Raw genomic sequence first — 26,233 nt, 5'->3', positions numbered from 1 at the left:
GCGCACCAACAGCAGACTCAGGGGCCGTCACTTTTTCAGGTCGAAGTAGCTACGGCAAGAACGCCTGCGTTAATCGTCATCTTTTCGGTTGCGCCACCGGATGCCCGCTTCCAGGAACCCGTCGAGGTCTCCGTCCAGAACGGCCGCCGGATTGCCCACCTCGTACTCGGTGCGCAGATCCTTGACCATCTGGTAGGGGTGCAGCACGTAGGACCGCATCTGGTTGCCCCAGGAGCTGCCGCCCTCGCCCTTCAAGGCATCTAACTCGGCGCGCTCTTCTAAACGCTTGCGCTCCAACAACTTTGCTTGAAGCACCCGCATCGCCGCCACCTTGTTTTGTAGCTGCGACTTCTCGTTCTGACAAGTCACGACAATACCCGTCGGGATGTGGGTCAAACGAACCGCGGAGTCGGTGGTGTTCACCGATTGACCGCCGGGCCCGCTGGAACGGTAGACGTCGACCCGGATGTCGCCCTCCGGGATATCGATGTGGTCGGTGGTCTCCACCACCGGCAGTACCTCCACTTCAGCGAACGAGGTCTGCCGTCGGCTCTGATTGTCGAATGGGCTGATTCGCACCAGCCGATGGGTGCCTTGCTCCACGGACAGCGTGCCGTAGGCAAACGGCGCGTGCACGGCGAAGGTGGCGCTTTTGATCCCGGCCTCTTCCGCGTAGGAGGTGTCGAACACTTCCACGCCGTACTTGTGTTGTTCCGCCCAGCGGATATACATCCGCATCAGCATCTCGGCCCAGTCGGCGGCATCGACCCCGCCCGCGCCGGAACGGATCGTGACTAGCGCCTCGCGCTCGTCGTATTCGCCCGACAGCAGCGTGCGCACCTCGGTGGCCTCGATGTCGGCGCGCAGCGCCTTGAGTTCGGCGTCGGCCTCGGCGAGCGCTTCGTCGGCTGCTGCGCCTTCTTCCTCTGCAGCGAGCTCGTAGAGCACGGGCAGGTCGTCCAGGCGGCGGCGCAATTCCTCGATGCGCCGCAGCTCACCCTGAGTGTGGGACAACTCGCTGGTCACCCGCTGCGCACGAGCCTGGTCATCCCACAATTTCGGATCGGACGCCTCATGCTCGAGCTTTTCGATGCGGCTCTTGAGACCGTCGACGTCGAGCACCCGCTCCACTGTGGTAAGGGTGGAGTCAAGGGCGGCGATGTCGGCTTGACGGTCAGGTTCCACAGCCGCCCACGTTACCGTTATCAGCGATTAGCATCAGACCACCATCATGTGCACCCCGCGACTGCGATGCTCAGCCTCCCGCGCGCAGCCGGGCACGAACAGAAGGCTCGCCCATGCGTCCATTTCACGTTGCGATCGTCGGCTCCGGGCCGTCCGGGTTCTTCGCCGCGGCGTCTTTGCTAAAAGCCGCTGACAGTTCCGACGAGATCGACGTGGCCGTCGACATGTTGGAGATGCTGCCGACGCCCTGGGGCCTGGTGCGCTCCGGCGTCGCACCCGATCATCCCAAGATCAAGTCGATCAGCAAGCAATTCGAAAAGACCGCCGAAGATCCGCGCTTCCGCTTCTACGGCAACGTGGTCGTGGGCGACCACGTCGAGGCCGCTGAACTCGCCGAACACTACGACGCCGTGATCTACGCCGTCGGCGCGCAGTCGGATCGCGCGCTGAACATTCCGGGTGAGCATCTGCCGGGCAGCATCGCCGCCGTCGATTTCGTCGGCTGGTACAACGCCCATCCACACTTTGAGCAGATGTCACCCAATTTGTCTGGCGCTCGCGCAGTTGTCGTCGGCAACGGCAACGTCGCACTGGACGTCGCACGCATTCTGGTCACCGACCCCGATGTGCTGTCACGGACCGATATCGCCGATCACGCGTTGGAATCGTTACGCCCGCGCGGCGTGGAGGAAGTGGTGATCATCGGCCGGCGCGGCCCGCTGCAGACGGCGTTCACCACGCTGGAGTTGCGCGAGCTGGCCGACCTGGACGGGGTTGACGTGGTGATCGACCCGGCCGAGCTCGACGGGATCACCGACGAGGATGCGGCGGCGGTGGGCAAGGTCTGCAAGCAGAACATCAAGGTGCTGCGCGACTATGCGGGCCGCGAGCCGCGCCCCGGACACCGTCGAATGGTGTTCCGGTTCTTGACATCTCCCATCGAGATCAAGGGCGACGGCAAAGTAGAGCGGATCGTGTTGGGCCGCAACGAACTGGTTACCGACGACGCCGGGTGGGTGTCGGCCAAGGACACCGGCGAGCGCGAGGAGTTGCCGGCCCAGTTGATCGTGCGGTCCGTCGGATACCGCGGTGTGCCAACTCCCGGGCTACCGTTCGACGACAAACGCGGAACCATCCCGAACACCGACGGCCGAGTGGATGGCCGGCGCAACGAATACGTCGTGGGATGGATCAAGCGGGGACCGACGGGTGTGATCGGCACCAACAAGAAGGACTCCCAAGACACCGTCGACACCCTGCTCGGCGATCTTGCCAACGCCGAGCTCGCGGACTTCCCAGGCGACCATGCCGACAAGCTTGCCGACTGGTTGACCTCACGTCAGCCGAAGCTGGTCACGTCGGCGCACTGGCAGAACATTGACAAGTTTGAGCGCGCGGCCGGGGAACCGCACGGGCGTCCGCGGGTGAAGCTGCCGAACCTGGCCGAGCTGCTGCGCATCGGGCACGGCTGATCCGTGGCGATCGCAAGCGCGGCCGTGGCGATCGCAAGCGCGGCCGTGGCGATCGCAAGCGCGGCCGTGGCGATCGCAAGCGCGGCGGTGGCGATCGCAAGCGCGGCGTAGCCGGGCGCAGCGGGCCGCGACCATCTAGTCGAGCAGCACCCCGGGGTTGAGGATCCCGGCCGGGTCCAGCGCGGACTTCGCGGCCCGCAGGGCGGCAGCGAATGGGTCGGGACGCTGCCGGTCGTACCAGGGACGGTGGTCACGGCCGACGGCGTGGTGGTGCGTGATGGTGCCGCCGGTCGCGCTGATCGCTTCGGACACGGCGGCCTTGATCTCGTCCCACTGCGCGTCGAGGGAACCCCAGCGCCCCCCGGCGTAGACGCCGTAGTACGGGGCCGGACCGTCGGGGTAAACGTGGGTGAACCGGCACGTCACCACGCCGGTCCCGCAGACCCGCTGGATCGCTGCCCGCGCAGCTTCCGTCACCGCGGCGTGCAGGGTGTCGAATCCGTCCCAGGTGCAAGCGGTTTCGAATGTTTCTGCGATGATTGCGCGGCGCGCCAGCGCATCTCGTTGGTAGGGCATCCGCAAGAACGCCGACCGCCAGGTTTTGGACGCGTCGGGAGCGTCGTCTTCTGTTGCGTCGCTTTCGGTTTCGCGGCTACGGCGCGCGGTGACTGTACCGCCATGTTCGGCGGCGATCTCCACCGCGCGGTTGAGCCAGGGGTCTATCGGGTGGTCGGCCGATTCGAAGGCCAGCACCAGCAACCCGCCGGCGACCGGAGTGCCGGCGTTGAGGAGGGCTTCGGCCGGGTCCAGCAGCCGGCAGTTCGCGGGGTAGAGGCCGGCCTGCGCGATGATGCGGGTTGCCGCAACTGCGGCGGCCCAATCCTCGAACGCCACCGACGCTGTGACCTGCCACCGCGGCCGGTCCTGCAACCGCATCCACGCCTCGGTGATGATGCCAAGGGCGCCCTCGGAGCCGAGAAACAACCGGTCCGACGACGGTCCGGCGCCGGAGCCCGGCAGCCGCCGAGACTCGCTGACCCCGGCCGGGGTAACGACTCGCAACGATTCGGTGAGGTCGTCGATGTGCGTGTAGAGCGTGGCAAAGTGTCCGCCGGCGCGGGTGGCCAACCACCCGCCCAGGCTGGAGAATGCAAACGACTGCGGGAAATGGCGCAGGGTCAGTTCGTGCGGGCGCAATTGTTGCTCGATCCATGGCCCAAGCGCCCCCGCCTGGATGCGCGCGGCGCGGCTGACCTGGTCGATCTCGAGGACCGCGCTCATGACGGAGACGTCCACCGTGACCGCCGGCCCGTCGAAGCGCGGCTCGACGCCGCCGACCACTGAGCTGCCACCGCCGTAGGGGATCGCCGGAATCCCCTCACGCGTGCACCAATCGAGCGCGTCGATAACGTCTTGTTCGCGGCGCGGCCTCAGGATCAGGTCCGGCAGGTGGTCGAGGTGGCCCTGCAGGTTGCGAGCAACGTCGCGAAAGGCCTTGCCGCGCGCGTGTGCCGCCCGATCGACCGGGTCGGCGGAACAGATCGCGGCAAGCGACGCCGGCGGCGCAATGCGCGGCGCGGCCAAGCCCAGCTCGTTCGGATTAGGGGGCCGATGGTCGGTCAGGTCATGACCGGGCAACAGCGTGGCTACCCGTGACTCCAGATCTCGCGTCTCCTGCTCGGAAAGCGCGTCCTCGACGGTGCCCCAACCCCACCAGGAACGCATGGCGGCGTGTCAGCGTTTGAGGACGACGAGGGCTCCGCCAGCGACCAGCAGGACGAGCGCCGCCACGATAGCCCAGCCGGCGCCGGCGAGCCACCAGATGACACCCAACAGTGCGATCGCGGGCGACAGCGCGAAGAGCACCAATATCGGGTGCTGCTTGATCACCTCGAGCGCGCTTTTCGCCCGGATCCGATCGATTTCCTTGCCTGCCATCTGTTCAGAATGCCAGACGCTGTAGCTCTTGTATGCTTTCCGCAAATCTGGTCGGAGGCCTGCACGGATCCGCCGGGAGCTCACTGTCGGACATCGAGTCGAGGACGGGTGGGGGTGCGGGTCGCAATCGCTTGCCTCGGTTCACGAGGGGATGCCCTTCCGCTCGTCGAGATCGCCCGGTGTCTTCGGGAAGCGGGCCATGATGTGGCCTTCGGGTGTAACCCCGACGTGGCATCGATCTTGGAACGCCTCGGATTCGCCCCGTTTGTCTATACGTCGCTCGACATCAGGGTGTTTCTCACGTCGCAAGAGGGGCGCAGATCGTTCTTCGAAGGGGGAACCGTCGCTCAGTTGCGGACCTTCGCCCGGCTGTATGAGCGATATAGCGCAGACGTCGATACCGGCTTGATTGAACTCTGTGGCGGTGCCGACTGCGTGATTGCGGGGCGAGTGCTGCAGGAGAAGGTGGCCATCGTCACCACCGCCGCCGGCACGCCGATCGTTTCGATTCGCACCTTCCCCTGCTCGCCGTCGGCACCGGTGGCAAACCCACTTCTGGGCCCCGGTCCCCAACGGCTTCGGTATCAGCTATCCAAGCTCACGTATTACTCGCTTGATCTGGGCGTGGACTTCAGCACCCTGCGGAGCACACGGAGCTTGGCACGACGCGTCGGATACCCGCATAGGATGCTGCGGCCGTCGACTGCGTTCCGGCGAAGCGACCACCTCATCGTCGAGGCGTTCGGCACCGCGATCGTGCCTCGCAACAAACGTGATCGAAACAACTGCCGGCGGATCGGTTTCATTCGCCCCACCGGCCAGCACGCACCCCCTCTTCCACCGGATCTGGCCCGCTGGATCGATGCGAGCGACATACCGTTGGTCTATCTCGGATTCGGCAGCATGCCAGTGCCGGAACTCGGCCGACTGATCACCGAATTCGATTCGATCTGCGCCTCACGCGGCTACCGCGCGGTGGTCGCGGGCGACCGGTCGCAGACAACCGCGATTGCAGCGCAATCGAATCGGATGTGGCTCGAGCCTGAGGTCGATCACGCCGCTTTGTTCCCGCATTGCGTAGCGCTGGTGCACCACGGTGGCGCGGGAACTGTCGCTACCGCAGTAGCCAGCGGCACACCATCGGTGGTGTGCAGCCATGGATTTGACCAATACTTCTGGGGACGGGCACTTCGTCACCTGGGCGTCGGCGAGCTGATCCCGCGACCAGCGTTGACAGCAGCCGCCATCGCCGACGCCATCGAGCGGGTCAGGAGCGTCCGCGTCCAGAGTGCCGCCACCCGCCTCGCTGAGCGGATCCGAGACGACCTCAATGGCGCCGATGAATTCACGACGGTCCTCGACGAGATGATCGCCAACCGCAATCGCCAACCGACGGGCGCCGAATCATGCTAATCACTCCCCAGCCAACCTCACCAGACGAGCGGGTGGTGCTCGTCGACGAGTGGGGTGGCGCGGTGGGCGTCGCCGACAAGGCCACTGTGCATACTTCTGACACCCCACTGCATCTCGCCTTTTCCAGCTATGTGTTCGACGCCGCGGACCGGGTGCTAATCACCCGGCGGGCCACCACAAAACGGACCTGGCCTGGAGTGTGGACCAATAGTTGTTGCGGGCACCCGCTGCCCGGCGAATCGTTGCCAGACGCAATCCGCCGACGGCTAGCCGACGAACTCGAACTGCCCACGGATTCAGTTGATTTGATCCTGCCCGGGTTCCGCTACCGAGCGACCATGGCCGACGGCACCATGGAAAACGAGATATGCCCGGTCTACCGAGTCCAGGTTGACCAACAGCCTCGACCGAACTCGTTCGAGGTCGACGAGATCCGCTGGATACCCTGGGAACAGTTCGTTGACGACGTCACTGCCGGCATCATCGCTCCGGTATCTCCCTGGTGCCGTTCACAATTGGGACTTCTGATCAAACTGGGACCGTACCCGGCACAGTGGCCCGTGGCCGACGACTGCCAGCTACCCACGGCCGCCCGTTGCGCGGGCAAGCGCAGCCACGGCGATGCGGGCCTTCGCCGGACCGGAGAGCGACAGTCGCCGGTCGTAGACCAGGGCCGGTGAGGAAGGGATGCGGGCCAGCAGCTGCCGGTAGATGCCTGTCATGGCGAGACAGCAGGCACGGCTGCGCGAGTCTAGGTGGGGAATGAGCCGCAGCCCCAGTGAGTACCAGTCCTCGGCCCGGGCCGCACATAAACGCAGCAGCGCTGCAAGATTCGCCTGCGGGTCGTCGAGTTCGCCGCGGCCGTCGACCGCCAGACGCGCCCCGAACCGCTCTAGCTCATCGCGCGGCAGATAGATCCGCCCGTCCAACAAGTATTCGCGCACATCACGCAGAATGTTGGTCTGCTGCAAGGAGATCCCGAGCTGGTCGGCGTATCGCGAAGCGCGGGGCTGGCGCGCGCAGCATCCAGGTCGGTTTCGCGCACCCCGAATGCGGTGAGGTCTTCGGCCGGCAGGTATACCCGTCCCGCGCGGCGGTCTGCGCCGACATCCTGCCAGAGATCAAGAAGCCCCAGCGCCGCCGACACCCGATCAGAGAATTCGGTCGCGGCCGTCGAGTTCTGACCGAAGATGTCAAGAACAAGCCGGCCTACCGGCTCAGCCGAGAGTCGGCAGTAGCCGAGCAGCTAATCGAATGTCTCATAACGGGTGACCCGTTGATCGGTCAGACCGGCCTCGATAAGCCGATCGAACGGTTCCGGGCTCAGGCCGTGGGCCCGGACGATCGGCGCCAGCGCCCGCAGAGCCGGTCGCTGGGGGGCGTCCCCATCCCAGATGCGGTGCAGATCGGTGTGAAAATCGCGCAGGGCCGTCGTGCGGTTGCCAGCTGACCGGTCACTTAGGTCGTCGATGGTGCGGGCCACGGCGTACACGGCATGCAGGTCACTGCGCAGCTACGCCGGCAGCACGCGCAGGGCGACCGGAAAGTTCTCTCCGCGCCCGAGTTTGGCTACGTCGTCAGCGCGCATCAAACCCGTAGGCCGAGACTGTAGTCGACGATATAGCGCCAATCCCAGAATCAGCCCCGTTCGCCATCGTCTTCTTCCACCAAGTGCTTTTCCGGGTGGTGGAAGGAATTCGTTCGCGGTTGGCCGTGGTCGAGGTGCGGTGGCGGAATCCATTCGGTGTCGCCGGTGGTGTTTTTGCGGGTGGTCCAGCCCTTTTCGGCCAGCGGGTGATGCCCGCCGCAGGCGAAAGTGAGGTCGTTGACGTCGGTGGTGCCACAGGTCGCGTAGGGGGTGCAGTGATGGACCTCGCAGTAATACCCCGACACATCACAACCCGGTGCGCTGCAGCCGCGTTCCTTGGCGTACAACACGATTCGCTGCCCCGGCGACGCCAGGCGCTTGGTGTGATACAACGCGACCGCTGTGCCCTGGTCGAAGACCGCCAGGTATTGGTTTGCGTGGCGGGCCAAACGTATGACATCAGACATCGGCAAGATGGTGCCCCCACCGGTCAGGCCCCGGCCCGCGGCGGCCTGCAACTCTTGCAGCGTGGTGGTCGCGATAATGCTGGCCGGTAACCCGTTGTGCTGACCCAACTCCCCTGAGGCCAGCAGCCCGCGCAGCCCGGCCAGCAACCCGTCATGGTTGCGCTGGGCCTGGCTGCGGATGTCGCGGCGCACCGCCTCCTCCGGGGCTTCCCCGTCGACCACAGGGTTTTCGTCGGTCGGGTTGCACATGCCCGGGGCGGCCAGCTTGGCCAACACCGCTTCCAGGGTGGCCCGCAGCTCCGGAGTGAGCAGCCCGCTAAGACGTGACATGCCATCGAATCCCTGGTTGCCGATGCTGATCCCGCGCCGGCGGGCCCGCTCGTCGTCGGTGTAGGTGCCATCGGGGTTAAGGCAATCCATGAGCACGCGGGCGTACTTGGCGACCTGGTCGGGCCGGTACTGGCTGGCTTTACTGGCCAGGTCGGCTTCGGCGGCCTCGCGGGTGAACAGGTCCACCGCGTCGGGCAGCCGCTTAAAGAACCCGCGGATCTGGTGCACATGGTCCCCGCCGAGCAGCCCATCCCGCTGCGCTTTAGCGGTGGCGCTTAGCCGCGCCGGCAACGGCTCACCGGTCAACGCCCGACGCTGCCCCAGATCCTGCGCTTCGGCCACCCGCCGGCCGGCCTCGGCGCGGGTGATGCGCAGCCGATCGGCCAGCACCGCAGACAACCTCCCGCCCAGCTCTTGCTCGCTGGATTGTTCGGCGAGTTGATTGATCAACGCGTGCCCGGGCACCGGCAACCGCCGCGCCGCCCGCTCCAAGCGCTCCAGAAACGCTAACCGCTCCGGGGTGGTCAACACCTCAAACGTCAACCCGCACAACCGGTCCAGCTCGGCATCGAGCGCATCGAAGACCCCCACGATCTGCTCACGCGTGCTCGAACCCATGCCCGCATACTATGAGCACCCACCGACAACAATCGGTCCAATGAAACCACTGAAACTAAAGTGACACACGGGGTTTGACCGTGAGGACCAACGACCCTATTAACCTAGGTCAAGCCGCCATACGGTTAGCGCGTGGACATTATGGTTCTCAAGAACGCAGTCCAGCTGGCCTGTCGGGCGCCGTCCGTGCACAACAGCCAACCCTGGCGATGGGTGGCCGAAAAGGGAGGTGTCCACCTTTTCGTCGACCGTCGCCGAACCGTTCCCGCCACAGATCATTCCGGCCGGGAAGCGATCCTCAGTTGTGGTGCGGTACTCGATCACCTCCGCGTCGCCATGTTGGCTGCACGCTGGCGGGCCGGTATCACGCGCTTCCCCAACCCGAACAACCCGGACCATCTGGCAACAATCCAATTCAGCCCCGTCGATCACATCACGGCTGCGCAGCGAAACCGTGCTCGGGCGATCCTGCAGCGCCGAACCGATCGACTTCCCTTTGACCGTCCCACGTTCTGGGATCAGTTTGAGCCGGTCCTGCGCAGCACGGTCGATGGCAGCGTTGCCTTGCTGGCGGTCCTCTCCGATGATCAACGGCCGCAATTAGCGGAGGCGTCGCGACTCAGTGAAGCCCTGCGGCGTGACGATTCGTCCTATCACGCCGAACTCGAGTGGTGGACTTCACCATTCGCATTGGCCCAAGGTGTGCCGCCGGGGGCTCTGCCTTCGGACGCAGAACGCCGCCGCGTTGACGTGGGTCGGGATTTTCCAGTCCGCAGCCACCAGGATCGACGCAAGGAAGTCACGTCCGACTACTCGAAACTTCTTGTGCTATCGACTCCTGACGACACCAGGACCGACGTATTACGTTGCGGGGAAACGCTGTCCACCGTCTTACTCGAGTGCACGATGTCCGGCATGGCGACCTGTACCTTGACCCACCTGATCGAATCAAGCCAGAGCCGCGACATCGTGCGCGACCTCATCGGCCAGCGCGGCGAGCCCCAGGTCTTGATCCGCGTTGGAATTTCCCCACCACTAGACCGAAGTTGCGTCGGGTGAGATGGCGAATTTGGCGGTTGAGCTGGGATCTGTGTGGGTTTGGGGCCTGGATATGTAGCCAGTGAATATGGCGTGTTGATGACGTATATTGGTGAATTTGCCTGGTAGTATCCGGTTATGGTGAAGCCGATGCGAATGCATGTAGCCCGAACACCGAGCAGGTACGTGGACAAGGCCGGCAACGTGCACCGCTACGAGTCGGTGCTGGTGCGCCGCACCTACCGCGAGGGCAAGAAGGTCCGCCACGAGACCCTGGCCAATCTGTCCAAGCTGCCCGCGGAGGCGATCGCCGCGATCGAGGCAACGCTGAAGGGGCAGGCACTGGTACCCGCCGAGGCGGCGTGCACCATCACTCGCTCGCTGCCGCACGGGCATGTGGCCGCGGTCGCCGCGATGGCCCGCCGATTGGGGTTTCCGGGCCTGTTGGGCCCGGCCTGCCGATCTCGGGACCTGGTGCTGGGGTTGATTATCTCGCGGGTGATCCGCCCGGCCTCCAAACTGTCCACGCTGTCGCGATGGGCCGATTGCACCCTGGGGCCCGACCTGGCGGTGGCAGATGCGTCTACCGATGAGGTGTATGCCGCGATGGACTGGTTGGCCAATCGCCAGGACGCAATCGAGAAGAAGCTAGCCGCCAAACACCTTGGGCCAGAGGCGAACCCAAGCCGGATGGCGTTGTTTGATCTGACCAGCTCGTGGGTGACCGGGCGGTGCTGTGAGCTGGCCGCCTATGGCTATTCCCGCGACGGCAAGAAGGGCCTGCCGCAGATTGAATACGGGGTGCTCACCGACCCGGCCGGGCGCCCGGTGGCGGTACGGGTAGTGCCCGGGGACACCGCCGACCCGGTCGCGTTCAGCGACATCGTCGAGGTGATCCGCGACCGCTTCGGGTTGACCCGGCTGGTGCTGGTCGGCGATCGCGGCATGATCACCTCCGCGCGCATCGACGCGCTGCGCAAGCTCAACGACAGCCCCGACACCGCAACGGCTTTCGGGTGGATCACGGCGCTACGCGCCCCGGATATCGCCACACTGGCCGCCGAGCAGGGACCGCTGCAAATGAGCCTGTTCGACACCCAAGACCTCGCCGAGATCAGCCACCCCGACTACCCGGGGGAACGGTTGATCGCTTGCCGCAACCCCGCCCTGGCCACCGAGCGGGCCCGCAAACGCAACGAACTGCTGGCCGCCACCGACGCCGACCTGGCCGCCATCGCCGCCCGGGTGGCATCCGGGCGCCTGCGCGGAGCGGGCAAAATCGGCGAGGCCATCGGCCGGGTAATCGCCAAACGCAAAGTAGGCAAGCACTTTCGCCGCGAGATCACCGACACCACCTTCACCTACCACCGCGACCAGGCCGCCATCGATGCCGAAGCCGCCCTCGATGGCATCTACGTGCTACGCACACCGGTACCCGCCACCGAACTCGATCCGACCGCGGTCGTAGAAAGCTACAAGAACCTGGCCCACGTCGAACGCGACTTCCGCAACATCAAAACCGACGACCTGGATCTACGACCCATTCACCACCGCCTCGACGAGCGCGTCCGCGCCCACGTACTGATCTGCCTGCTAGCCTGCTACCTCATCTGGCACCTGCGCAAAGCCTGGGCGCCACTGACCTTCACCGACGAACACCCACCCACCCGCGACAACCCCGTCGCCCCCGCGCAACGCTCACCGCAGGCCCAAGCCAAGGCCTCCACCCAACACGACGCCAACGGCAACCCGCTACGCAGCTTCCGCGGCCTACTCGACCACCTAGCGACCCTGACCCGCAACGACATTCACTACCACGGCACCAACGCCACGGTGCCCACCTTGGCCGAACCCACCCCCGATCAACGCCGCGCCTTCGACCTCATCGGCACCCCGATCCCACTAACCGCAGCGTAGCCAGAACCACCACCCCAACAAGACCAGCAAAACCCCAGGTCAACTAGAAATCCACTCACCCATAACGCCGCAACTTCGGACTAGAAGAACTTCCCGCCCGGACACCACGGCGGCCACTCAACACTGTCCTCGAGATTCGCTAACGCGAACCGTTGGTCCTGGCAGGGCCAGATGGGGTCACACCGTCACACAACCAGTGACAGGGGTCCGCGAGTACGAGACGCCTTGCGCCGCTTGCTGATCGCTACCAGCCGCGCTACCGCTGCTTCGATTCCTCTGGCCAGGTCGTCGACGTCGGCCACCACGTCGTAGTCGGCGAGAATCCCGAAGAACATGTCGTCGGCGTAACTGAGCATCGCAATACCGGTCCGCAACTGCATCGCGATCGGCGGAACCGGGTACACGCCAAGTACCTGCCTGCCCATGACCCGCAGCGCCCGGCGCGGTCCCGGCACATTCGTCGCCACGGTCACGACGCCACGCTGCGGAATCCGCGTCAGCAATCCGATCGCCCACGCGGTCAACACAAACGGAATGCGATTCGCAATGGATACGAACGCATTTCCAGCCTCGCGCTGACCCCCTGCCTTAGCCTGGCACAATCGCGCGTGCACCGTGCGTAATCGCCGCACTGCGTTCTCTTCGTCAACCGGCAAGTCCGGCAGCATAACCGACACCCGATTGTCGGTCTTGTCAAACGCGTCGACGGAACGCATGGACACCGGCACCAAGGTACGCAACGAATCGGGCCGCTGGCCATGCTCAACCATGACGTTGCGGAAGCTCTCCGTAATCGCGGCAAGCGCAACGTCATTGACGGTGACGCCGAACGTCTGGCGTACCAATTCGATGTCGGCCAGTGGGACTCGCGCGCCGCAGTAACGACGCAGATCGCCGATCGGCCCGTTCAGCGGCGACGCGGCCGAGCGCATCAGACCGATCGCGATCTCGGCCGCACCCGCCACGACCGCCGTCGAGGCATTCCACAGACCACCTAGCACGCTCTTCGGACTAGGTTGGGGCGTCACCGCCTCGCGACCACGGATGTGGTGCACCGAGCTGTCGCCGACCCCGTCATCGGACAACCCGGCGAGCATGTGGGTGACCGCAATTCCGTCGGCCATGCAATGGTGAACCTTGATCAGCATCGCCCAGCGGTCGTCGCTGAGGCCTTCGATGACCCAGATTTCCCACAGCGGACGGTTCCGGTCCAGACGCCGCGCCATCACATCGGCGATCAACCGGAACAGCTCTCGTTCATCGCCGGGATGCGGCAGCGCTGCGCGGCGCACATGCCGCTCAATGCCGAACCCGGGATCGTCCACCCATTCGGGCGCACCGAGGTCGAACGGGCGCAGCCGCAGCCGCTGCCCAAACCGGGGACAGGCGCGAATTCGTTGATCGAACGCCGACACCAGCGCGTCTTGGTCCGGCACCGGCCCTTCGATGACCGCGAGCCCGCCGATCGCCATACTTACCCGCCTGTCGGCGTCCTCCACTTTGAGGAACCCGGCGTCCAGTGCCGTCAGGTGGTTCATTCGCGACCCTCCAAGTTATCTGCTACTTGCAGTACCACTATCCGCCGGCACAACCGGGCGCGGCAGGGCCAAAGGTCCTTTGCTGCCGGGGGCTTCGTGCTCTGCCGCCGCGGGCGTTGGCGGACGATCCTGGGGTATGGCCGCAATCATCGATAGGAGGGCTTGCCCGACCAGAAAGGCAGAGATGACCGCCGAATTCCCGGATGCCGGCACCCTCCGCACGGTCCTCAACCTGGCCGCCCGAGCGCCCTCCATTCACAACACGCAACCGTGGCGGTGGCGGGTGAACGCTACGAGCCTGGATCTGTTCTGCGAACCGGACATGCAACTGCAGAAGACCGATCCGGACGGGCGCGACTTGATCATCAGCTGCGGTATCGCGTTGCATCATTGCGTCGTCGCATTGGCGTCGATGGGGTGGCAGGCCATGGCGAGTCGCCTTCCGGATCCCGACAACCCGTGGCACCTGGCCACCATCGAGGTCCGGCGCCACACGCCCGATCAGGCCGACATCGCGCTGGCGGCGGCCATACCGCGGCGACGTACCGACCGGCGTGCCTACAGTTCCTGGCCGGTGGCCGGCGGCGACATCGCCCAGCTGGTTGCCCGGGCGGCCCGCAGTGGGGTCATGCTACGCCAGGTCGATGCCGTGGATAAAATGAAAGACATTGCGGCGCAAGCTGTTCGGTACCACGCAACAAATGCGGAATACCTTCGCGAGCTGACCACGTGGAGCGGGCGCTACGGTTCGATGGCCGGGGTGCCGGCCCGCAGCACTCCGCGGTCTGACCCGCACGCCCCGATTCCCGGACGACTCTTCGCCGGACCCAAGCTGGATCAACCGTCCGGCGTCTTACCAGAAGATGACGGTGCGGCGATCCTGGCACTGGGCACCGAGACCGACGACCGGTTGGCGCGGTTGCGTGCCGGCGAGGCCACCAGCGTCGTCTTGCTGACCGCGACGGCGATAGGTTTGGCATGCTGCCCCATCACCGAACCCCTCGAGATCGCCGAAACACGTGAGGCGGTCCGTCGCGACGTCTTCGGCGCCAGCGGTTATCCCCAGATGCTGCTCCGTGTGGGCTGGGCCCCGATCAATGCCGACCCGTTGACCGCGACTCCCCGGCGCGCCCTATCCGATGTCGTTGAATGGCCCGCGCTACGGCAACAGCGGCGCTGACCAACGCAACAGTGTGCCACCAGCGTCGGGTATGCCCTCGATCGTGAAAACACCACCCGCCTGCTCTGCCCGACGGCGCAGATTTGCCAAGCCACTCCCGGTGAACTCCTCGGGCATGCCACGACCGTTGTCGCTCACCTCGATGTTCAAGTTGTCGTCGACGGTGACGCGCACCGTCAATGTGGTGGCCCGCGCGTGCCGTACGGCGTTGCTGACCGCTTCCCGCACCACAGCCTCGGCGTGGTCGGCCAGCGTGCCGCCAACCACCGACAACGGCCCGACAAATTGGACGGTGGTGCGCAACCCCGAGTCCGCGAATTGGGCGACGGCCGCGTCGATTCGCTGCCGCAGGCGAGTGATGCCCTGTGACGTTCCGTGCAGGTCGAAAATGGTGGTCCGGATTTCCTGGATCACACCCTGCAACTCATCGACGGCTTCCGAAAGTCGCTGCTGCACTTGGCTATCGCGCGCCCGCGGAACCGTGCCCTGCAGCGACAGGCCGACGGCGAAGAGCCGCTGGATCACGTGGTCATGGAGGTCGCGCGCAATACGGTCGCGGTCGGTCAGCACGTCGAGTTCACGCATCCGGCGCTGCGAGGTGGCCAACTGCCAGGCCAGCGCGGCCTGGTCGGCGAACGCGGCCATCATCTCAAGTTGTTCGTCGGTGAACGATCCGGGACTGCTCTGGCGCAGCAGAACAACGACACCGGCGACGGCGTCGGTAGCCTGCAATGGCAGCAGCAAAGCCGCGCCCGTGTCGGCCAGCCCGTCCAGCTCCAGCCGGTCGACCTGTCGCGGCGCGCTATTGACGAAGACGTCTCCAAGCGCAGTGCCTGCCACCGGGACGGTCCGCCCAGCGATGGAAGCCACAGCGCTACCTAATGTTTCAATTACCAGCAGCTCCGCCACCTCATCGGCCGGCATGCTTTCGCCGATGGGGATGGCCACCAGGGCCGCGTCGGCCGCTGTCAGTTTCAGCGCTTCCTCGGCGACAAGCCGGAACACCGAGGCGGGATCGGTTCCGGACAGCAGTTCGGTGGCGATGTCTCGAGTGGCCTCGATCCACGACTGACGCGCCTTGGCCTGCTGGTAGAGCCGCGCATTCGCGATGGCGATACCCGCAGCAGCGGCCAGCGCCTGCACCAGCACCTCGTCGTCGTCGCTGAACGGCTGCCCGTTGGTCTTGTCGGTCAGGTACAGAGTGCCGAACGATTCGCCACGCACCCGAACCGGTACCCCAAGGAAAGTCCGCATCGGCGGATGGTGTGGCGGAAAACCGACCGACGCCGGATGCCTCGAAAGGTCGTCCAGCCGTAGCGGTTTGGGTTCGTCGATGAGCAGACCGATCACGCCAAGACCCTCCGGTAGGTGGCCGATACGACGGACGGTCTCCTCGTCGATACCCTCATAGACGAAGTGCAGCACGCGTTTGTCCCTGTCGTGCACTTCCAGGGCGCCGTACCGGGCGTCGACCAGATTGGTCGCGGAATGCACGATCGAGCGCAGGGTAGCGTCCAGCTCTAGGCCCGAGGTAACCACCAGCATGGCGTCCAGCAGCCCATCGAGGCGGTCGCGGCCCTCGACGATCTGCTCGACGCGGTCCTGAACCTCGACGAGAAGCTCCCGCAGGCGTAGTTGTGAGAGCGTTTGGCGCAGCGGACCCATGCCGACGTCCGATGCCCCATCGTCTCCCGTCATGGTCCATCACCCGGCGGCCGGGAACGTTTCAATTCCGTTGCGAATACCGCGGCTTGCGTCCGGCGCTCCATGCCCAGTTTGGCCAGCAGCCGCGACACGTAATTCTTTACCGTCTTTTCGGCCAAGAACATCCGGTCGGCGATCTGCTTGTTGGTCAGGCCCTCGCTGAGCAAGCCCAGCAGCGTCCGTTCCTGATCGGTAAGACCTGAAAGCGGATCCCGCTCAGTGGTTGCGCCCCGCAGTTTCGCCATCAGCGCGGCCGCGGCCCGGTTGTCCAGCAGCGAACGGCCGGCGCCCACCTCTTTGACGGCGCGTGCTAATTCCATGCCCTTGATGTCTTTGACGACGTATCCGCTGGCGCCGGCGAGGATCGCATCCAGCATCGCCTCATCGGAGGTATACGACGTCAGGATCAGGCAACGCAGATCAGGCATGCGGGACAACAGATCACGGCACAGTTCGATGCCGTTGCCGTCGGGCAACCGGACATCGAGTACCGCCACATCCGGGCTCGCCGCCGGAATCCGGGCCATTGCTTCAGCGACCGAGCCAGCCTCACCGACAACATCGAGTTCGGGGTCCGCACCGAGCAAGTCGATCAGGCCGCGCCGCACTACCTCGTGATCGTCGACCAAGAAGACTGTTACCACCGCTTCTCTCCGGCCCCTTTCCCCGTAGTTGGCTCCTTACAGGTTGCCGCAACGTACCGTCAGTACCGAGGATCCCGCGCCGTACGCACCGCAGAGGTTCTCAGCGGTGCGCGAGTCGGTGACGAACAGCTGGCCTTCCTTGCTGGCGGCCAGATAGCGGCCAAGACTGCCGCGGACCACCGCCGACTCGACCCGCACGTCGGGGTACAGCCTCGTCCAACGGGCCAGCCGACGGCTCAGTTGCGCTTGCGCCAAACGCTTTGCGTCACCGACATCATCGGGTGTCTCGGCAACGTGTGCGCGGATTGCTCGCAGCGGGACTCCTCGCAGCCTGGCCTCCTCGAACGCGTGTCGCAGCACAGAACCATTGTCCACTTCCGCAACAACCGCACTGACCTCGGGTGTTGCCGATCCACCCGGTGGCCTATGGATCACCGCCACCGGGCACATGGCCGACCCGGCCAGGGTCGCCGCGACGGAACCCCCGCCGCGGCGGGCATGGTTGAGCCCAATAGACCCGACACAGACCATCACCGCATACCTCGACTCCTGCATCAGCTTGGTGAGCGGCCTTCCCCACAGAATCTCGGTTTCGATCTTGACCGGTTTGCCCGTGTCCTCGACGGCTCGGTAGGCATCGAACAGCGCCGCGCGGGCAGCTGCATGCGGGCCTTCATCAACTGCTGCGCCAGCAGAGTCCAGTGAGTCGATGACATATACGAGGCGCAGCGGGATGTCCCGGCTGACCGCCTCATCGATCGCCCACAGGGCCGCATGCGTTGCCGCCCTAGATCCGTCGACACCGACGACGATTGACGGAGCCGGATTGATGTCGCTCATTTGCGGTGTTCCTTCCCAAGTGCTCAACTCGCACGTTATCGGTTCGGAACCCCGATCTCCCAGGGACATTGGTCCCCAACTGAGTGCCATTGGTCCTTAAAGCGTGTCGAACAACCCTTACGGCTCCGGCGGCTGCTCAGGCGGCTCCTCGGGCGCGAACTTCCAGTTGTCCGGATTGTTCGGCGAATATACGACCGGAAGCAGTTGGCCCACCGTCGGCCAGCGGTCGATGCTGACGACCATCCGCTGATACACAGCGTGCTCACTCACCGTGGGTCCGTTGATGACACCGGCGATGGTGACGTACTGCTCGCCGGTACCGTCGGGCGGCGAGCTGACTCCGGTCACCAATAACGTGCCGCTCGCCAAGTCACCGCGCGGCCCCCGCGGAATGAATCGCGGGGCCAGAAACACCAACAGAACCGCCACCAGCAGGATCAGTACAGCAAGTTCCCACACGCGACCCATGGTAGGACTGCGGGTATGAGCCGCCGTACCGACGACGATTTGACGTTTGCGCTGGCGTTGGCCGACCGCGCAGACGTCGCCACTTGCGCCCGGTTCGGTGCGCTGGACCTTCGTGTCGAGACCAAACCGGATCTGACACCGGTAACCGATGCCGATCGCACGGTCGAAGCGGACCTGCGCCAGGTGATCGCCCGCGACCGGCCCGGCGAAAGCGTCCTGGGCGAGGAGTTCGGCGGAACGGCCACCTTCGGCGGACGGCAGTGGATCGTCGACCCGATCGACGGCACCAAGAACTTCGTACGCGGGGTGCCGGTGTGGGCCAGTTTGATCGCTTTGCTTGAAGACGGTGTGCCATCGGTCGGCGTTGTGACGGCGCCGGCACTACAGCGACGTTGGTGGGCAGCGCGCGGCCAAGGCGCGTTCGTATCGGTCGGTGGTGGACGTCCGCGCCAGTTGGCGGTTTCCTCTGTGGCACAACTGGATTCGGCGAGCTTGTCATTCTCCAGTCTCTCGGGATGGGCGCAGCGTGGCTTACGCGAACGCTTCATAGAATTGACCGACGCCGTATGGCGAGTACGCGCCTACGGCGACTTCCTGTCGTACTGCCTGGTGGCCGAGGGAGCCGTGGATATCGCTGCCGAACCGGAAGTGTCGGTGTGGGATCTTGCTGCCCTAGACATCTTGGTGCGCGAGGCGGGCGGGCGGTTCACCAGCCTGGACGGCACCGCCGGTCCGCACGGCGGTGACGCGGTGGCCACCAACGGCCTACTGCACGAACGCGTGCTGAACGGCCTTCGAGCGGATGTGAATTAGTTAACACGTCGCTACTTATCTTACTCCGGAGTAAGATACGGTTATTCGCATCGCCCCAACGACCGAGGCCGCTGATATGACCGACACCACATCTGCAAAACCCACCACCCGCTCACGCACCCGACGTTCCAAACGGCCCGGCCGCCAGACCGGAATCGGGATGCAGCCACACAAACGCACCGGGACCGACATCGCAATAGCGCTCCTGACTCCGCTGGTCGGCCAGGAGTTCCTGGACAAGTACAACCTGCGCGATCCGCTGAACCGGGCGCTGCGCTACGGCGTGAAGACGACGTTCTCCACCGCCGGCGCCGTCACCCGACAGTTCAAGCGGGTGCAGAGCCTGCGCGGTGGGCCGACCCGGCTGAAGTCCAGCGGCAAGGACTACTTCGACCTGACACCCGACGACGACCAGAAGCTCATCGTCGAGACCGTCGATGAATTCGCCAAAGAGGTGCTGCGACCAGCCGCGCACGACGCCGACGAAGCCGCGGCCTACCCGCCCGATCTGATTGCCAAAGCCGCCGAATTGGGCATCACCGCAATCAACATTCCCGAAGATTTCGACGGTATCGCCGAGCACCGCTCCAGCGTCACCAACGTGTTGGTGGCCGAGGCCCTGGCGTACGGCGACATGGGCCTGGCGCTGCCGATCCTCGCACCCGGTGGCGTGGCGTCGGCGCTAACGCATTGGGGCAGTGCGGAACAGCAGGCCACCTATCTCAAAGAGTTCGCCGGTGAGAATGTCCCCCAGGCCTGTGTGGCGATCGCCGAACCGCAACCGTTGTTCGACCCGACCCGGCTCAAGACCACCGCGACGCGCACACCGTCCGGTTACCGGCTCGATGGGGTGAAGTCGTTGGTTCCGGCGGCGGCCAACGCCGAGTTGTTCATCATCGGCGCCCAACTGAACGGCAAGCCCGCGCTGTTCATCGTCGAATCCTCCGCCACAGGCCTGACCGTCAAGGCGGACCCGAGCATGGGCGTTCGCGCGGCAGCCCTCGGCCTCGTTGAACTGTCCGGTGTTTCGGTACCGCTGTCCGCCCGGCTGGGCGAGGACGAAGCCACCGATGACGACTACTCCGAGGCGCTTGCGCTGGCTCGGCTGGGCTGGGCGGCGCTGGCGGTCGGTACCTCGCACGCCGTGCTCGATTACGTCGTCCCGTATGTGAAAGAACGCCACGCGTTCGGCGAGCCCATCGCCCGCCGTCAAGCGGTTGCCTTCATGTGCGCCAATATCGCCATCGAGTTGGACGGGCTGCGGCTGATCACCTGGCGCGGCGCGTCCCGCGCCGAGCAGGGCCTGCCGTTTGCCCGGGAAGCCGCGCTGGCCAAACGGCTCGGCTCCGACAAGGGCATGCAAATCGGCCTGGACGGCGTCCAGCTGCTGGGCGGACACGGCTACACCAAAGAACACCCGGTCGAACGCTGGTACCGCGACCTGCGGGCCATCGGTGTCGCCGAGGGCGTTGTCGTTATCTGATTACGAGCTGAAAGTTTAGTCATGGCAATCAATCTGGAATTACCGCGCAAACTGCAAGCGGTCATGCACAAAACGCATCAGGGCGTCGCAGAACTGGTGCGGCCGATCGCCCGCAAGTACGACCTGAAAGAACACGCCTACCCGGTCGAACTCGACACGCTGATCAATCTGTTCGAGGGAGCCTCGGAATCGTTCGCGTTCGCCGGCGCCGATGCGCTTGGCGACGACGAGGAAGATAGAGACAAGAACCACAACGGCGCCAACATGGCCGCGCTGCTGCAGACGTTGGAGGCCAGCTGGGGCGACGTCGCGATGATGCTGTCCATCCCCTATCAGGGACTGGGTAATGCGGCCATCTCGGCAGTCGCCACCGATGAGCAGCTAGAACGGTTGGGCAAGGTCTGGGCGGCAATGGCCATCACCGAGCCGGGATTCGGCTCGGACTCGGCCGCGGTATCGACGACGGCCACTCTGGACGGCGACGAGTACGTGATCAATGGCGAGAAGATCTTTGTCACCGCCGGTTCGCGCGCCACTCACATCGTGGTGTGGGCCACGCTGGATAAGTCCTTGGGCCGCCCGGCAATCAAGTCGTTCATCGTGCCGCGCGAGCATCCCGGTGTCACGGTCGAACGTCTCGAGCACAAGCTCGGCATCAAGGGATCCGACACTGCTGTGATCCGGTTCGACAACGCCCGCATCCCCAAGGACAACCTGCTGGGCAACCCGGAAATCGAAGTCGGCAAGGGTTTTGCCGGGGTGATGGAAACCTTCGACAACACCCGGCCGATCGTTGCCGCCATGGCCGTCGGGATCGGCCGTGCCGCGCTGGAGGAGATCCGCAAGATCCTCACCAACGCCGGGGTGGAGATCGACTACGACAAGCCCGCAAACGTCCAAAGCGCGGCTGCGGCAGAGTTTTTGCGGATGGAGGCCGACTGGGAGGCCAGCTACCTGTTGTCGCTGCGTGCGGCCTGGCAGGCCGACAACAACATCCCCAACTCCAAAGAAGCGTCGATGAGCAAGGCCAAAGCCGGCCGAATGGCCAGCGACGTCACCCTCAAAACCGTCGAATTGGCCGGCACCACTGGCTATTCGGAGCAGACGCTGTTGGAGAAGTGGGGTCGCGACTCCAAGATCCTGGACATCTTCGAGGGGACGCAGCAGATCCAGCAGCTGGTGGTTGCCCGCCGACTGCTGGGCCTGTCGTCGTCCGAACTCAAATAGCGGCCGGGTTTCTCAGTCGTCGAACTCCCCGAAGATCTGGGAGTACGCAAAGGTGCTTTGCGAGACGCCACTGCTGGTGTTTGACAGGGTGCCCACTGGACCCGGGTAGTCGCGGTTGATCGACCACATGTGCAGTCCGCCCAAGCCCTTTTCCTCGGCGAACGTGGTGAGCTTCTGCGCGTCGGCAAGGGTGAACACTTCGACCGTATGGTCGTTGACGCCGATCATGGGCGTCACATCGACCATCGCCCAGATCTCCGCATCGGTCTTCGACGGATACAACGGCACCAACTGATCGTGCACAGCCGTTGCCGCCTGAATCGCATAGTCACCCATCTTGCCCTCGTACGGCAGACTCGGGTCAAAATAGTCCATCGCCATGATGTTGACGTGCGCGATGTCCACGCCATTGGCGATAGCGTTGGTAACCACCCGCATCCCGTCGGCGGTCAAACCCGTCGGCAGCACCGGAAGAGTGAACGAAACCTCCACCGGGGTACCGCTCGCATTCCCCGCCGTCTGCAGCATGGTGATCGCCTGCGCGCGACGTGTCAGCGATGCGACGTCACCCTGGGCCGCGCCCTCGATGTCGAAATCGAGCTTGTGGAAGCCGTAGGCATCCATCACCGACTGGTACTTCGCGGCCAGAGCGTTCACGTCCGGGGTGACCAGAGCCAGTTCCTGATTCGCCGCACCACCAAAGGAGATGGTGGCGTCGATACCTGCGCTATGCATCGCGGTGATCTGGTCATTGATTTGATACAGCAGGCTGCCGCCGTTGACCGCGTAGGCGTCAAAGCCGCCCCAGGCCGCCTGCCCCTGCGAATCGGCGGTGATGAAGCCGAGCACGACATGGTCGACGTCACCGAGGCCGCCGGCACCCGCGAAATCGAACTGCGGCCACAGCGTCATGTCGACATACGGAGAGAATTCCGGAGCGCCCCAGGATCCCGTGGTAGTGCCGCCGGTGCTACCTCCGCCGGTGGTGCCACCGCCACTGGTGCCGCCTCCGGTCGTGCCGCCGCCCGTCGTGCCGCCGCCGCTGGTGCCGCCACCGGCGGTTACCCCACCCGTGGTGCCGCCGCCGGTCGTGCCGCCACCCGTCGTGCCGCCACCGGTAGTGCCGCCGCTGGCGGGTTGTCCGTTGACCACCAAATTCGTCGGTGCCGAGTAAGCGCCGGTCTGCGAGGCCTGGAACCCAAAGGTGACCGAATCACCCGGTGCAATCGTCTGCGTCCACGACTCAGGAGTCACGACGTAGTGCGTGCCCGACGCAGTGGCGGACTGGGAAACCTGTCCGCTCCACAGACCCGTGATGGATTCATTTGCGGGAAGGTCGAATTCGACCTGCCAGCCGGTCAGCGGAGTCGTGCCCGAATTGGTGATCGTGTAACTGGCCACAAAGCCGCCGTCCCACTGCGACCCCACCGCATAGGTCGCCCCCACCCCGGTAGCGCCGCCGGTGGTCCCGCCACCCGTGCTACCACCACCGGTACTGCCGCCACCGGTGTCACCGCCACCTGTGCTGCCACCACCGGTACTGCCGCCACCGGTGTCGCCACCGCCAGTGCTGCCGCCACCGGTGCTGCCGCCACCGGTCGTGCCGCCTCCGGTCGTGCCGCCGCCCGTCGTGCCGCCGCCGCTGGTGCCGCCACCGGCGGTTCCCCCACCCGTGGTGCCGCCGCCGGTCGTGCCGCCACCCGTCGTGCCGCCACCGGTAGTGCCGCCGCCGGCGGGTTGTCCGTTGACCACCAAATTCGTCGGTGCCGAGTAAGCGCCGGTCTGCGAGGCCTGGAACCCAAAGGTGACCGAATCACCCGGTGCAATCGTCTGCGTCCACGACTCAGGAGTCACGACGTAGTGCGTGCCCGACGCAGTGGCGGACTGGGAAACCTGTCCGCTCCACAGACCCGTGATGGATTCATTTGCGGGAAGGTCGAATTCGACCTGCCAGCCGGTCAGTGGAGTCGTGCCCGAATTGGTGATCGTGTAACTGGCCACAAAGCCGCCGTCCCACTGCGACCCCACCGCATAGGTCGCCCCCACCCCGGTAGCGCCGCCGGTGGTCCCGCCACCCGTGGTGCCGCCGCCGGTGTCACCGCCGCCCGTGCTACCTCCACCGGTGCTGCCGCCACCGGTGTCACCACCGCCAGTGCTGCCACCACCGGTACTGCCGCCACCGGTGTCACCGCCACCCGTGCTACCACCACCGGTGCTGCCGCCACCAGTGTCACCGCCACCCGTGCTACCACCACCGGTACTGCCGCCACCGGTGCTGCCGCCGTCGCTGGTACCGTCGAACTGCGAGAAGGCCTGAGAGAACTCATAGGGGGTTTGCGCCACCCCGCTGCCATTGGGCCCGACGACACCCAACTGGCCGGTGGTGTCCCGCGCGACTGACCACATGCCGATTTCGCCGATATCGTGCTGGTCAGCGAAGGCAACCAGCTGGTGGGCATCCTCGACCGTGAAGACCTCGCTCATCACGTCGTTGATTCCGATCATCGGCGTCACCCCGATCATCGACCACGCTTGTTCGCTGGTCAGCGACGGATCCATCGTCATCAACTGACCATGAACCGACTGTGCCGCCGAGATCGCCAGGTCGCCCATGTCCGGACTTCCGCCGCCGTGGAAAGCCTCGCCGTAATCCATGGCCATGATGTTCACGCGGGTGATGTTGACGCCGTTGGCCTTAGCGATCTGCAGCACCCCCAGCCCGTCATTGGTCAGACCGGTCGGCAACACCGGAAGGGTGTAGGAAACCTCAACCGGAGTGCCCAAAGCCGCCTGCTCGGCCTGCAGCATCGCGATCGCCTGCGCCTGCCTGGTCAGCACGGGAATGTTGGCCTGCATCCCACCTTCGACATCGAAGTCCAGTTTGTGAATTCCGAAGGTGTTCACCACCGTTTCGTATTGCTCGGCCAGCACGGTGGCGTTCGGTGCGCTATAGGCGATATCCACGCCATTGGCACCGCCGAAAGAGATGGTGGTGTTGATGCCCGCATTGTGCAGGGCCGCGATCTGGGAGGTAATGACCGGGTCGGTGAGCGAGTACACCCCGCCCCAAGCCGGTTGGTTCCCCGCGCCGCTGATTATGAAGGCCAGCGTGGCATCGTCGACTCCCGCATTGGCCAGGCTCGCGGCGTTCGCGTCGTTCAACGGAGGCCACAGCGTCATATCGATATACGGAGAGAACTCCCCCGCCGTCCCCCCACCTGTGCCACCACCGCTAGTGCCGCCACCGGTGGCCCCGCCACCTGTCGTGCCGCCGGTCGTGCCGCCGGTCGTGCCGCCACCGGTCGTGCCGCCGGTAGCTCCCCCGCCTGTGGTGCCCCCGCCGCTGGTGCCGCCACCGCTGACCGGTTCTCCGTTGACCACCAAATTCGTTGGTGGCGAGTAAGCGCCAGTCTGCGCGGCTTCAAAGCCAACGGTGACCGAACCGCCCGGTGCAATCGTCTGCGTCCACGACTCAGGGGTCACAACGTAGTGCGTGCCAGATTGGGCAACCTGCCCGCTCCACACACTCGTGATGGATTCATTTGCGGGCAAATCGAATTCGACCTGCCAGTTGCTCAGCGGAGTCACACTCGAATTTTTGATCGTGTAACTGGCCACAAACCCGCTATCCCACTGCGACGCGACCGCGTAGGTCACGCCTATTCCGGTGCTGCCGCTGCTGGCGCTCCCGCCGGTCGCGGCACTGGTTACGGTGCCGCCGCCAGCGGTGCCGCCACTAGCAGTTCCGCCAGTGGTGCCGCCGCTGGTGGTAACACCTCCAGCGGTAACGGCGCTGGTCGTTGCGCCGCCGCCACTGCTGGCGGCGGTGGTGTTGCCACCGCTGGTTACGCCGCTGCTGCCGGTGGGAGCACTTGCATCGCTGAGCGCGTCCTGCCCAACGGCCTGCAAAGGCGACGCGTTGGTCGCCTCGGCGGTCGCATACGACTGCGAATTCCCGGTCAAGGTCTGCACAATCCGGGCCTGAAACGCCGCCACTTGGGCGCTCAGGGATTGATATTCCTGACCAAACGTCCGGAACAACGCCGCGATTGACGCCGACACCTCGTCGGCGGCGGCCGGCGCCAACCCGGTAGCCGACACCACCGTCGCCGCATTGGCAGCGCCAAGCGCCCTGCCAATGCCCTCCAAATCTGCCGCCGCCGAAGCCAATATCTCCGGTACCGCCACCACATACGCCATAGCCGACTCCTTATCAACGATCACGACCATCGGCGGCAGGTGGAGTATCGCAACCATAAGCCGACAGTCGCATCATGTCTAGGGTGTTGTGCGAAAGTGTCGAAAGGTGGTGTACGAACTGTCCTGTGATTCTTCCAATTATCCGTTGTGACAATTCGACTTATTGCTTC

Annotated in this window: 21 protein-coding genes and 1 pseudogene; 9 read left to right on the top strand and 13 right to left on the bottom strand. The window is 65.1% G+C overall.

Translation table 11 applies throughout. The features are described 5' to 3' along the window. Positions 1-69: 69 nt before the first annotated feature. On the bottom strand, positions 70-1,185 hold the full coding sequence (gene prfB / locus AADZ78_RS07255; protein ID WP_085252749.1) for a peptide chain release factor 2: 1,116 nt from the start codon (positions 1,183-1,185) through the stop codon (positions 70-72). Positions 1,186-1,298: 113 nt separating this feature from the next. Between prfB and AADZ78_RS07250 the strand changes: the two genes are divergently transcribed. Then, entirely contained in the window at positions 1,299-2,657 is a 1,359-nt protein-coding gene (locus AADZ78_RS07250) for an FAD-dependent oxidoreductase (protein ID WP_085252750.1), read from the top strand. 135 nt (positions 2,658-2,792) lie between these two features. Here AADZ78_RS07250 and AADZ78_RS07245 read toward each other — a convergent pair whose 3' ends face one another. Beyond that, positions 2,793-4,382: an FAD-binding oxidoreductase gene (locus AADZ78_RS07245; RefSeq protein ID WP_085252751.1), complete on the bottom strand. Its 1,590-nt coding sequence runs from the start codon at positions 4,380-4,382 to the stop codon at positions 2,793-2,795. 9 nt (positions 4,383-4,391) lie between these two features. Continuing rightward, complete coding sequence (locus AADZ78_RS07240; protein ID WP_085252752.1) at positions 4,392-4,595, bottom strand: hypothetical protein; 204 nt, start codon at positions 4,593-4,595, stop codon at positions 4,392-4,394. 228 nt (positions 4,596-4,823) lie between these two features. Between AADZ78_RS07240 and AADZ78_RS07235 the strand changes: the two genes are divergently transcribed. Both AADZ78_RS07235 and idi read left to right on the top strand, forming a co-directional pair. Beyond that, entirely contained in the window at positions 4,824-6,008 is a 1,185-nt protein-coding gene (locus AADZ78_RS07235) for a glycosyltransferase (RefSeq protein ID WP_139829002.1), read from the top strand. Then, entirely contained in the window at positions 6,002-6,688 is a 687-nt protein-coding gene (gene idi, locus AADZ78_RS07230) for an isopentenyl-diphosphate Delta-isomerase (RefSeq protein WP_085252754.1), read from the top strand. The genes AADZ78_RS07235 and idi overlap by 7 nt, the downstream gene beginning before the upstream one ends. Here the strand turns inward: idi and AADZ78_RS07225 are convergent. The 4 genes and pseudogenes from AADZ78_RS07225 to AADZ78_RS07215 all read right to left on the bottom strand — a co-directional run. Continuing rightward, positions 6,611-7,009, bottom strand: a pseudogene (locus AADZ78_RS07225) (squalene/phytoene synthase family protein); the annotation flags it as partial. The gene idi and the pseudogene AADZ78_RS07225 sit on opposite strands and share 78 nt — an antisense overlap. Further along, positions 6,901-7,200 carry a squalene/phytoene synthase family protein gene (locus AADZ78_RS28965; protein ID WP_372510537.1) on the bottom strand — a complete coding sequence of 100 codons (300 nt, stop codon included), beginning with the start codon at positions 7,198-7,200 and terminating at the stop codon, positions 6,901-6,903. The pseudogene AADZ78_RS07225 and the gene AADZ78_RS28965, both read right to left, overlap by 109 nt. Before the next feature lie 54 nt (positions 7,201-7,254). Next, on the bottom strand, positions 7,255-7,509 hold the full coding sequence (locus AADZ78_RS07220) for a squalene/phytoene synthase family protein (protein WP_264033278.1): 255 nt from the start codon (positions 7,507-7,509) through the stop codon (positions 7,255-7,257). Between the two features lie 137 nt (positions 7,510-7,646). Further along, positions 7,647-9,011: an HNH endonuclease signature motif containing protein gene (locus AADZ78_RS07215; protein WP_341343632.1), complete on the bottom strand. Its 1,365-nt coding sequence runs from the start codon at positions 9,009-9,011 to the stop codon at positions 7,647-7,649. Positions 9,012-9,152: 141 nt separating this feature from the next. Here AADZ78_RS07215 and AADZ78_RS07210 point away from each other — a divergent pair, with 141 nt between their 5' ends. Both AADZ78_RS07210 and AADZ78_RS07205 read left to right on the top strand, forming a co-directional pair. Continuing rightward, on the top strand, positions 9,153-10,070 hold the full coding sequence (locus AADZ78_RS07210; RefSeq protein ID WP_085252757.1) for an Acg family FMN-binding oxidoreductase: 918 nt from the start codon (positions 9,153-9,155) through the stop codon (positions 10,068-10,070). A gap of 129 nt (positions 10,071-10,199) precedes the next feature. Then, the gene (locus tag AADZ78_RS07205; protein WP_239655096.1) at positions 10,200-11,966 is read left to right on the top strand and encodes an IS1634 family transposase; all 1,767 of its coding nucleotides are present in this window, start codon (positions 10,200-10,202) and stop codon (positions 11,964-11,966) included. Between the two features lie 185 nt (positions 11,967-12,151). Here the strand turns inward: AADZ78_RS07205 and AADZ78_RS07200 are convergent, their stop codons facing one another. Next, positions 12,152-13,504 (bottom strand): WS/DGAT/MGAT family O-acyltransferase, encoded by a 1,353-nt coding sequence (locus AADZ78_RS07200; protein WP_085249796.1) that lies wholly within the window; start codon positions 13,502-13,504, stop codon positions 12,152-12,154. A gap of 184 nt (positions 13,505-13,688) precedes the next feature. Here AADZ78_RS07200 and AADZ78_RS07195 point away from each other — a divergent pair, with 184 nt between their 5' ends. Beyond that, entirely contained in the window at positions 13,689-14,684 is a 996-nt protein-coding gene (locus tag AADZ78_RS07195) for an Acg family FMN-binding oxidoreductase (RefSeq protein WP_085249795.1), read from the top strand. Here AADZ78_RS07195 and dosS read toward each other — a convergent pair. The 4 genes from dosS to AADZ78_RS07175 all read right to left on the bottom strand — a co-directional run bounded on the left by dosS (position 14,664) and on the right by AADZ78_RS07175 (position 18,331). Further along, positions 14,664-16,382, bottom strand: coding sequence for a hypoxia sensor histidine kinase DosS/DevS (gene dosS / locus AADZ78_RS07190; RefSeq protein WP_085249794.1), 1,719 nt, complete (start codon positions 16,380-16,382; stop codon positions 14,664-14,666). The genes AADZ78_RS07195 and dosS overlap by 21 nt on opposite strands. Further along, positions 16,379-17,032 (bottom strand): hypoxia response regulator transcription factor DosR/DevR, encoded by a 654-nt coding sequence (gene dosR / locus AADZ78_RS07185; protein WP_085249793.1) that lies wholly within the window; start codon positions 17,030-17,032, stop codon positions 16,379-16,381. The genes dosS and dosR overlap by 4 nt, the downstream gene beginning before the upstream one ends. Before the next feature lie 36 nt (positions 17,033-17,068). After that, positions 17,069-17,872 carry a universal stress protein gene (locus AADZ78_RS07180; protein WP_085249792.1) on the bottom strand — a complete coding sequence of 268 codons (804 nt, stop codon included), beginning with the start codon at positions 17,870-17,872 and terminating at the stop codon, positions 17,069-17,071. Positions 17,873-17,989: 117 nt separating this feature from the next. After that, positions 17,990-18,331, bottom strand: a complete 342-nt coding sequence (locus AADZ78_RS07175; RefSeq protein WP_372510557.1) for a hypothetical protein — start codon at positions 18,329-18,331, stop codon at positions 17,990-17,992. A 24-nt stretch (positions 18,332-18,355) separates the two neighbouring features. Here AADZ78_RS07175 and hisN point away from each other — a divergent pair, with 24 nt between their 5' ends. The 3 genes from hisN (at position 18,356) to AADZ78_RS07160 (ending at position 21,863) form a co-directional block, all read left to right on the top strand. Then, complete coding sequence (hisN, locus tag AADZ78_RS07170; protein ID WP_085249790.1) at positions 18,356-19,153, top strand: histidinol-phosphatase; 798 nt, start codon at positions 18,356-18,358, stop codon at positions 19,151-19,153. Positions 19,154-19,229: 76 nt separating this feature from the next. After that, positions 19,230-20,636 (top strand): acyl-CoA dehydrogenase family protein, encoded by a 1,407-nt coding sequence (locus tag AADZ78_RS07165; protein ID WP_085249789.1) that lies wholly within the window; start codon positions 19,230-19,232, stop codon positions 20,634-20,636. Positions 20,637-20,657: 21 nt separating this feature from the next. Next, complete coding sequence (locus tag AADZ78_RS07160; protein WP_085249788.1) at positions 20,658-21,863, top strand: acyl-CoA dehydrogenase family protein; 1,206 nt, start codon at positions 20,658-20,660, stop codon at positions 21,861-21,863. Between the two features lie 12 nt (positions 21,864-21,875). On the opposite strand, the gene AADZ78_RS07155 is transcribed toward AADZ78_RS07160, so the two are convergent. After that, positions 21,876-26,063, bottom strand: a complete 4,188-nt coding sequence (locus tag AADZ78_RS07155; RefSeq protein ID WP_275580681.1) for a cellulose binding domain-containing protein — start codon at positions 26,061-26,063, stop codon at positions 21,876-21,878. Positions 26,064-26,233: the final 170 nt, after the last annotated feature.

The sequence above is a fragment of the Mycobacterium riyadhense genome (assembly GCF_963853645.1).
GTDB lineage: Bacteria > Actinomycetota > Actinomycetes > Mycobacteriales > Mycobacteriaceae > Mycobacterium > Mycobacterium riyadhense.
The sequence above is the reverse complement of the archived record's forward strand: the minus strand, read 5'-3'. Positions and strand labels throughout refer to the sequence as shown.

Bases quoted from the DNA above. Each gene is read 5' to 3' on its own strand.
- AADZ78_RS07165 (WP_085249789.1), top strand. From the start codon at position 19,230: ATGACCGACACCACATCTGCAAAACCCACCACCCGCTCACGCACCCGA.
- AADZ78_RS07205 (WP_239655096.1), top strand. From the start codon at position 10,200: ATGCGAATGCATGTAGCCCGAACACCGAGCAGGTACGTGGACAAGGCC.
- AADZ78_RS07240 (WP_085252752.1), bottom strand. From the start codon at position 4,595: ATGGCAGGCAAGGAAATCGATCGGATCCGGGCGAAAAGCGCGCTCGAG.
- AADZ78_RS07200 (WP_085249796.1), bottom strand. From the start codon at position 13,504: ATGAACCACCTGACGGCACTGGACGCCGGGTTCCTCAAAGTGGAGGAC.
- idi (WP_085252754.1), top strand. From the start codon at position 6,002: ATGCTAATCACTCCCCAGCCAACCTCACCAGACGAGCGGGTGGTGCTC.
- AADZ78_RS07250 (WP_085252750.1), top strand. From the start codon at position 1,299: ATGCGTCCATTTCACGTTGCGATCGTCGGCTCCGGGCCGTCCGGGTTC.
- AADZ78_RS07180 (WP_085249792.1), bottom strand. From the start codon at position 17,872: ATGAGCGACATCAATCCGGCTCCGTCAATCGTCGTCGGTGTCGACGGA.
- dosS (WP_085249794.1), bottom strand. From the start codon at position 16,382: ATGACGGGAGACGATGGGGCATCGGACGTCGGCATGGGTCCGCTGCGC.
- AADZ78_RS07155 (WP_275580681.1), bottom strand. From the start codon at position 26,063: ATGGCGTATGTGGTGGCGGTACCGGAGATATTGGCTTCGGCGGCGGCA.
- AADZ78_RS07245 (WP_085252751.1), bottom strand. From the start codon at position 4,382: ATGCGTTCCTGGTGGGGTTGGGGCACCGTCGAGGACGCGCTTTCCGAG.
- hisN (WP_085249790.1), top strand. From the start codon at position 18,356: ATGAGCCGCCGTACCGACGACGATTTGACGTTTGCGCTGGCGTTGGCC.
- AADZ78_RS07195 (WP_085249795.1), top strand. From the start codon at position 13,689: ATGACCGCCGAATTCCCGGATGCCGGCACCCTCCGCACGGTCCTCAAC.
- AADZ78_RS07215 (WP_341343632.1), bottom strand. From the start codon at position 9,011: ATGGGTTCGAGCACGCGTGAGCAGATCGTGGGGGTCTTCGATGCGCTC.
- AADZ78_RS07160 (WP_085249788.1), top strand. From the start codon at position 20,658: ATGGCAATCAATCTGGAATTACCGCGCAAACTGCAAGCGGTCATGCAC.
- AADZ78_RS07210 (WP_085252757.1), top strand. From the start codon at position 9,153: ATGGTTCTCAAGAACGCAGTCCAGCTGGCCTGTCGGGCGCCGTCCGTG.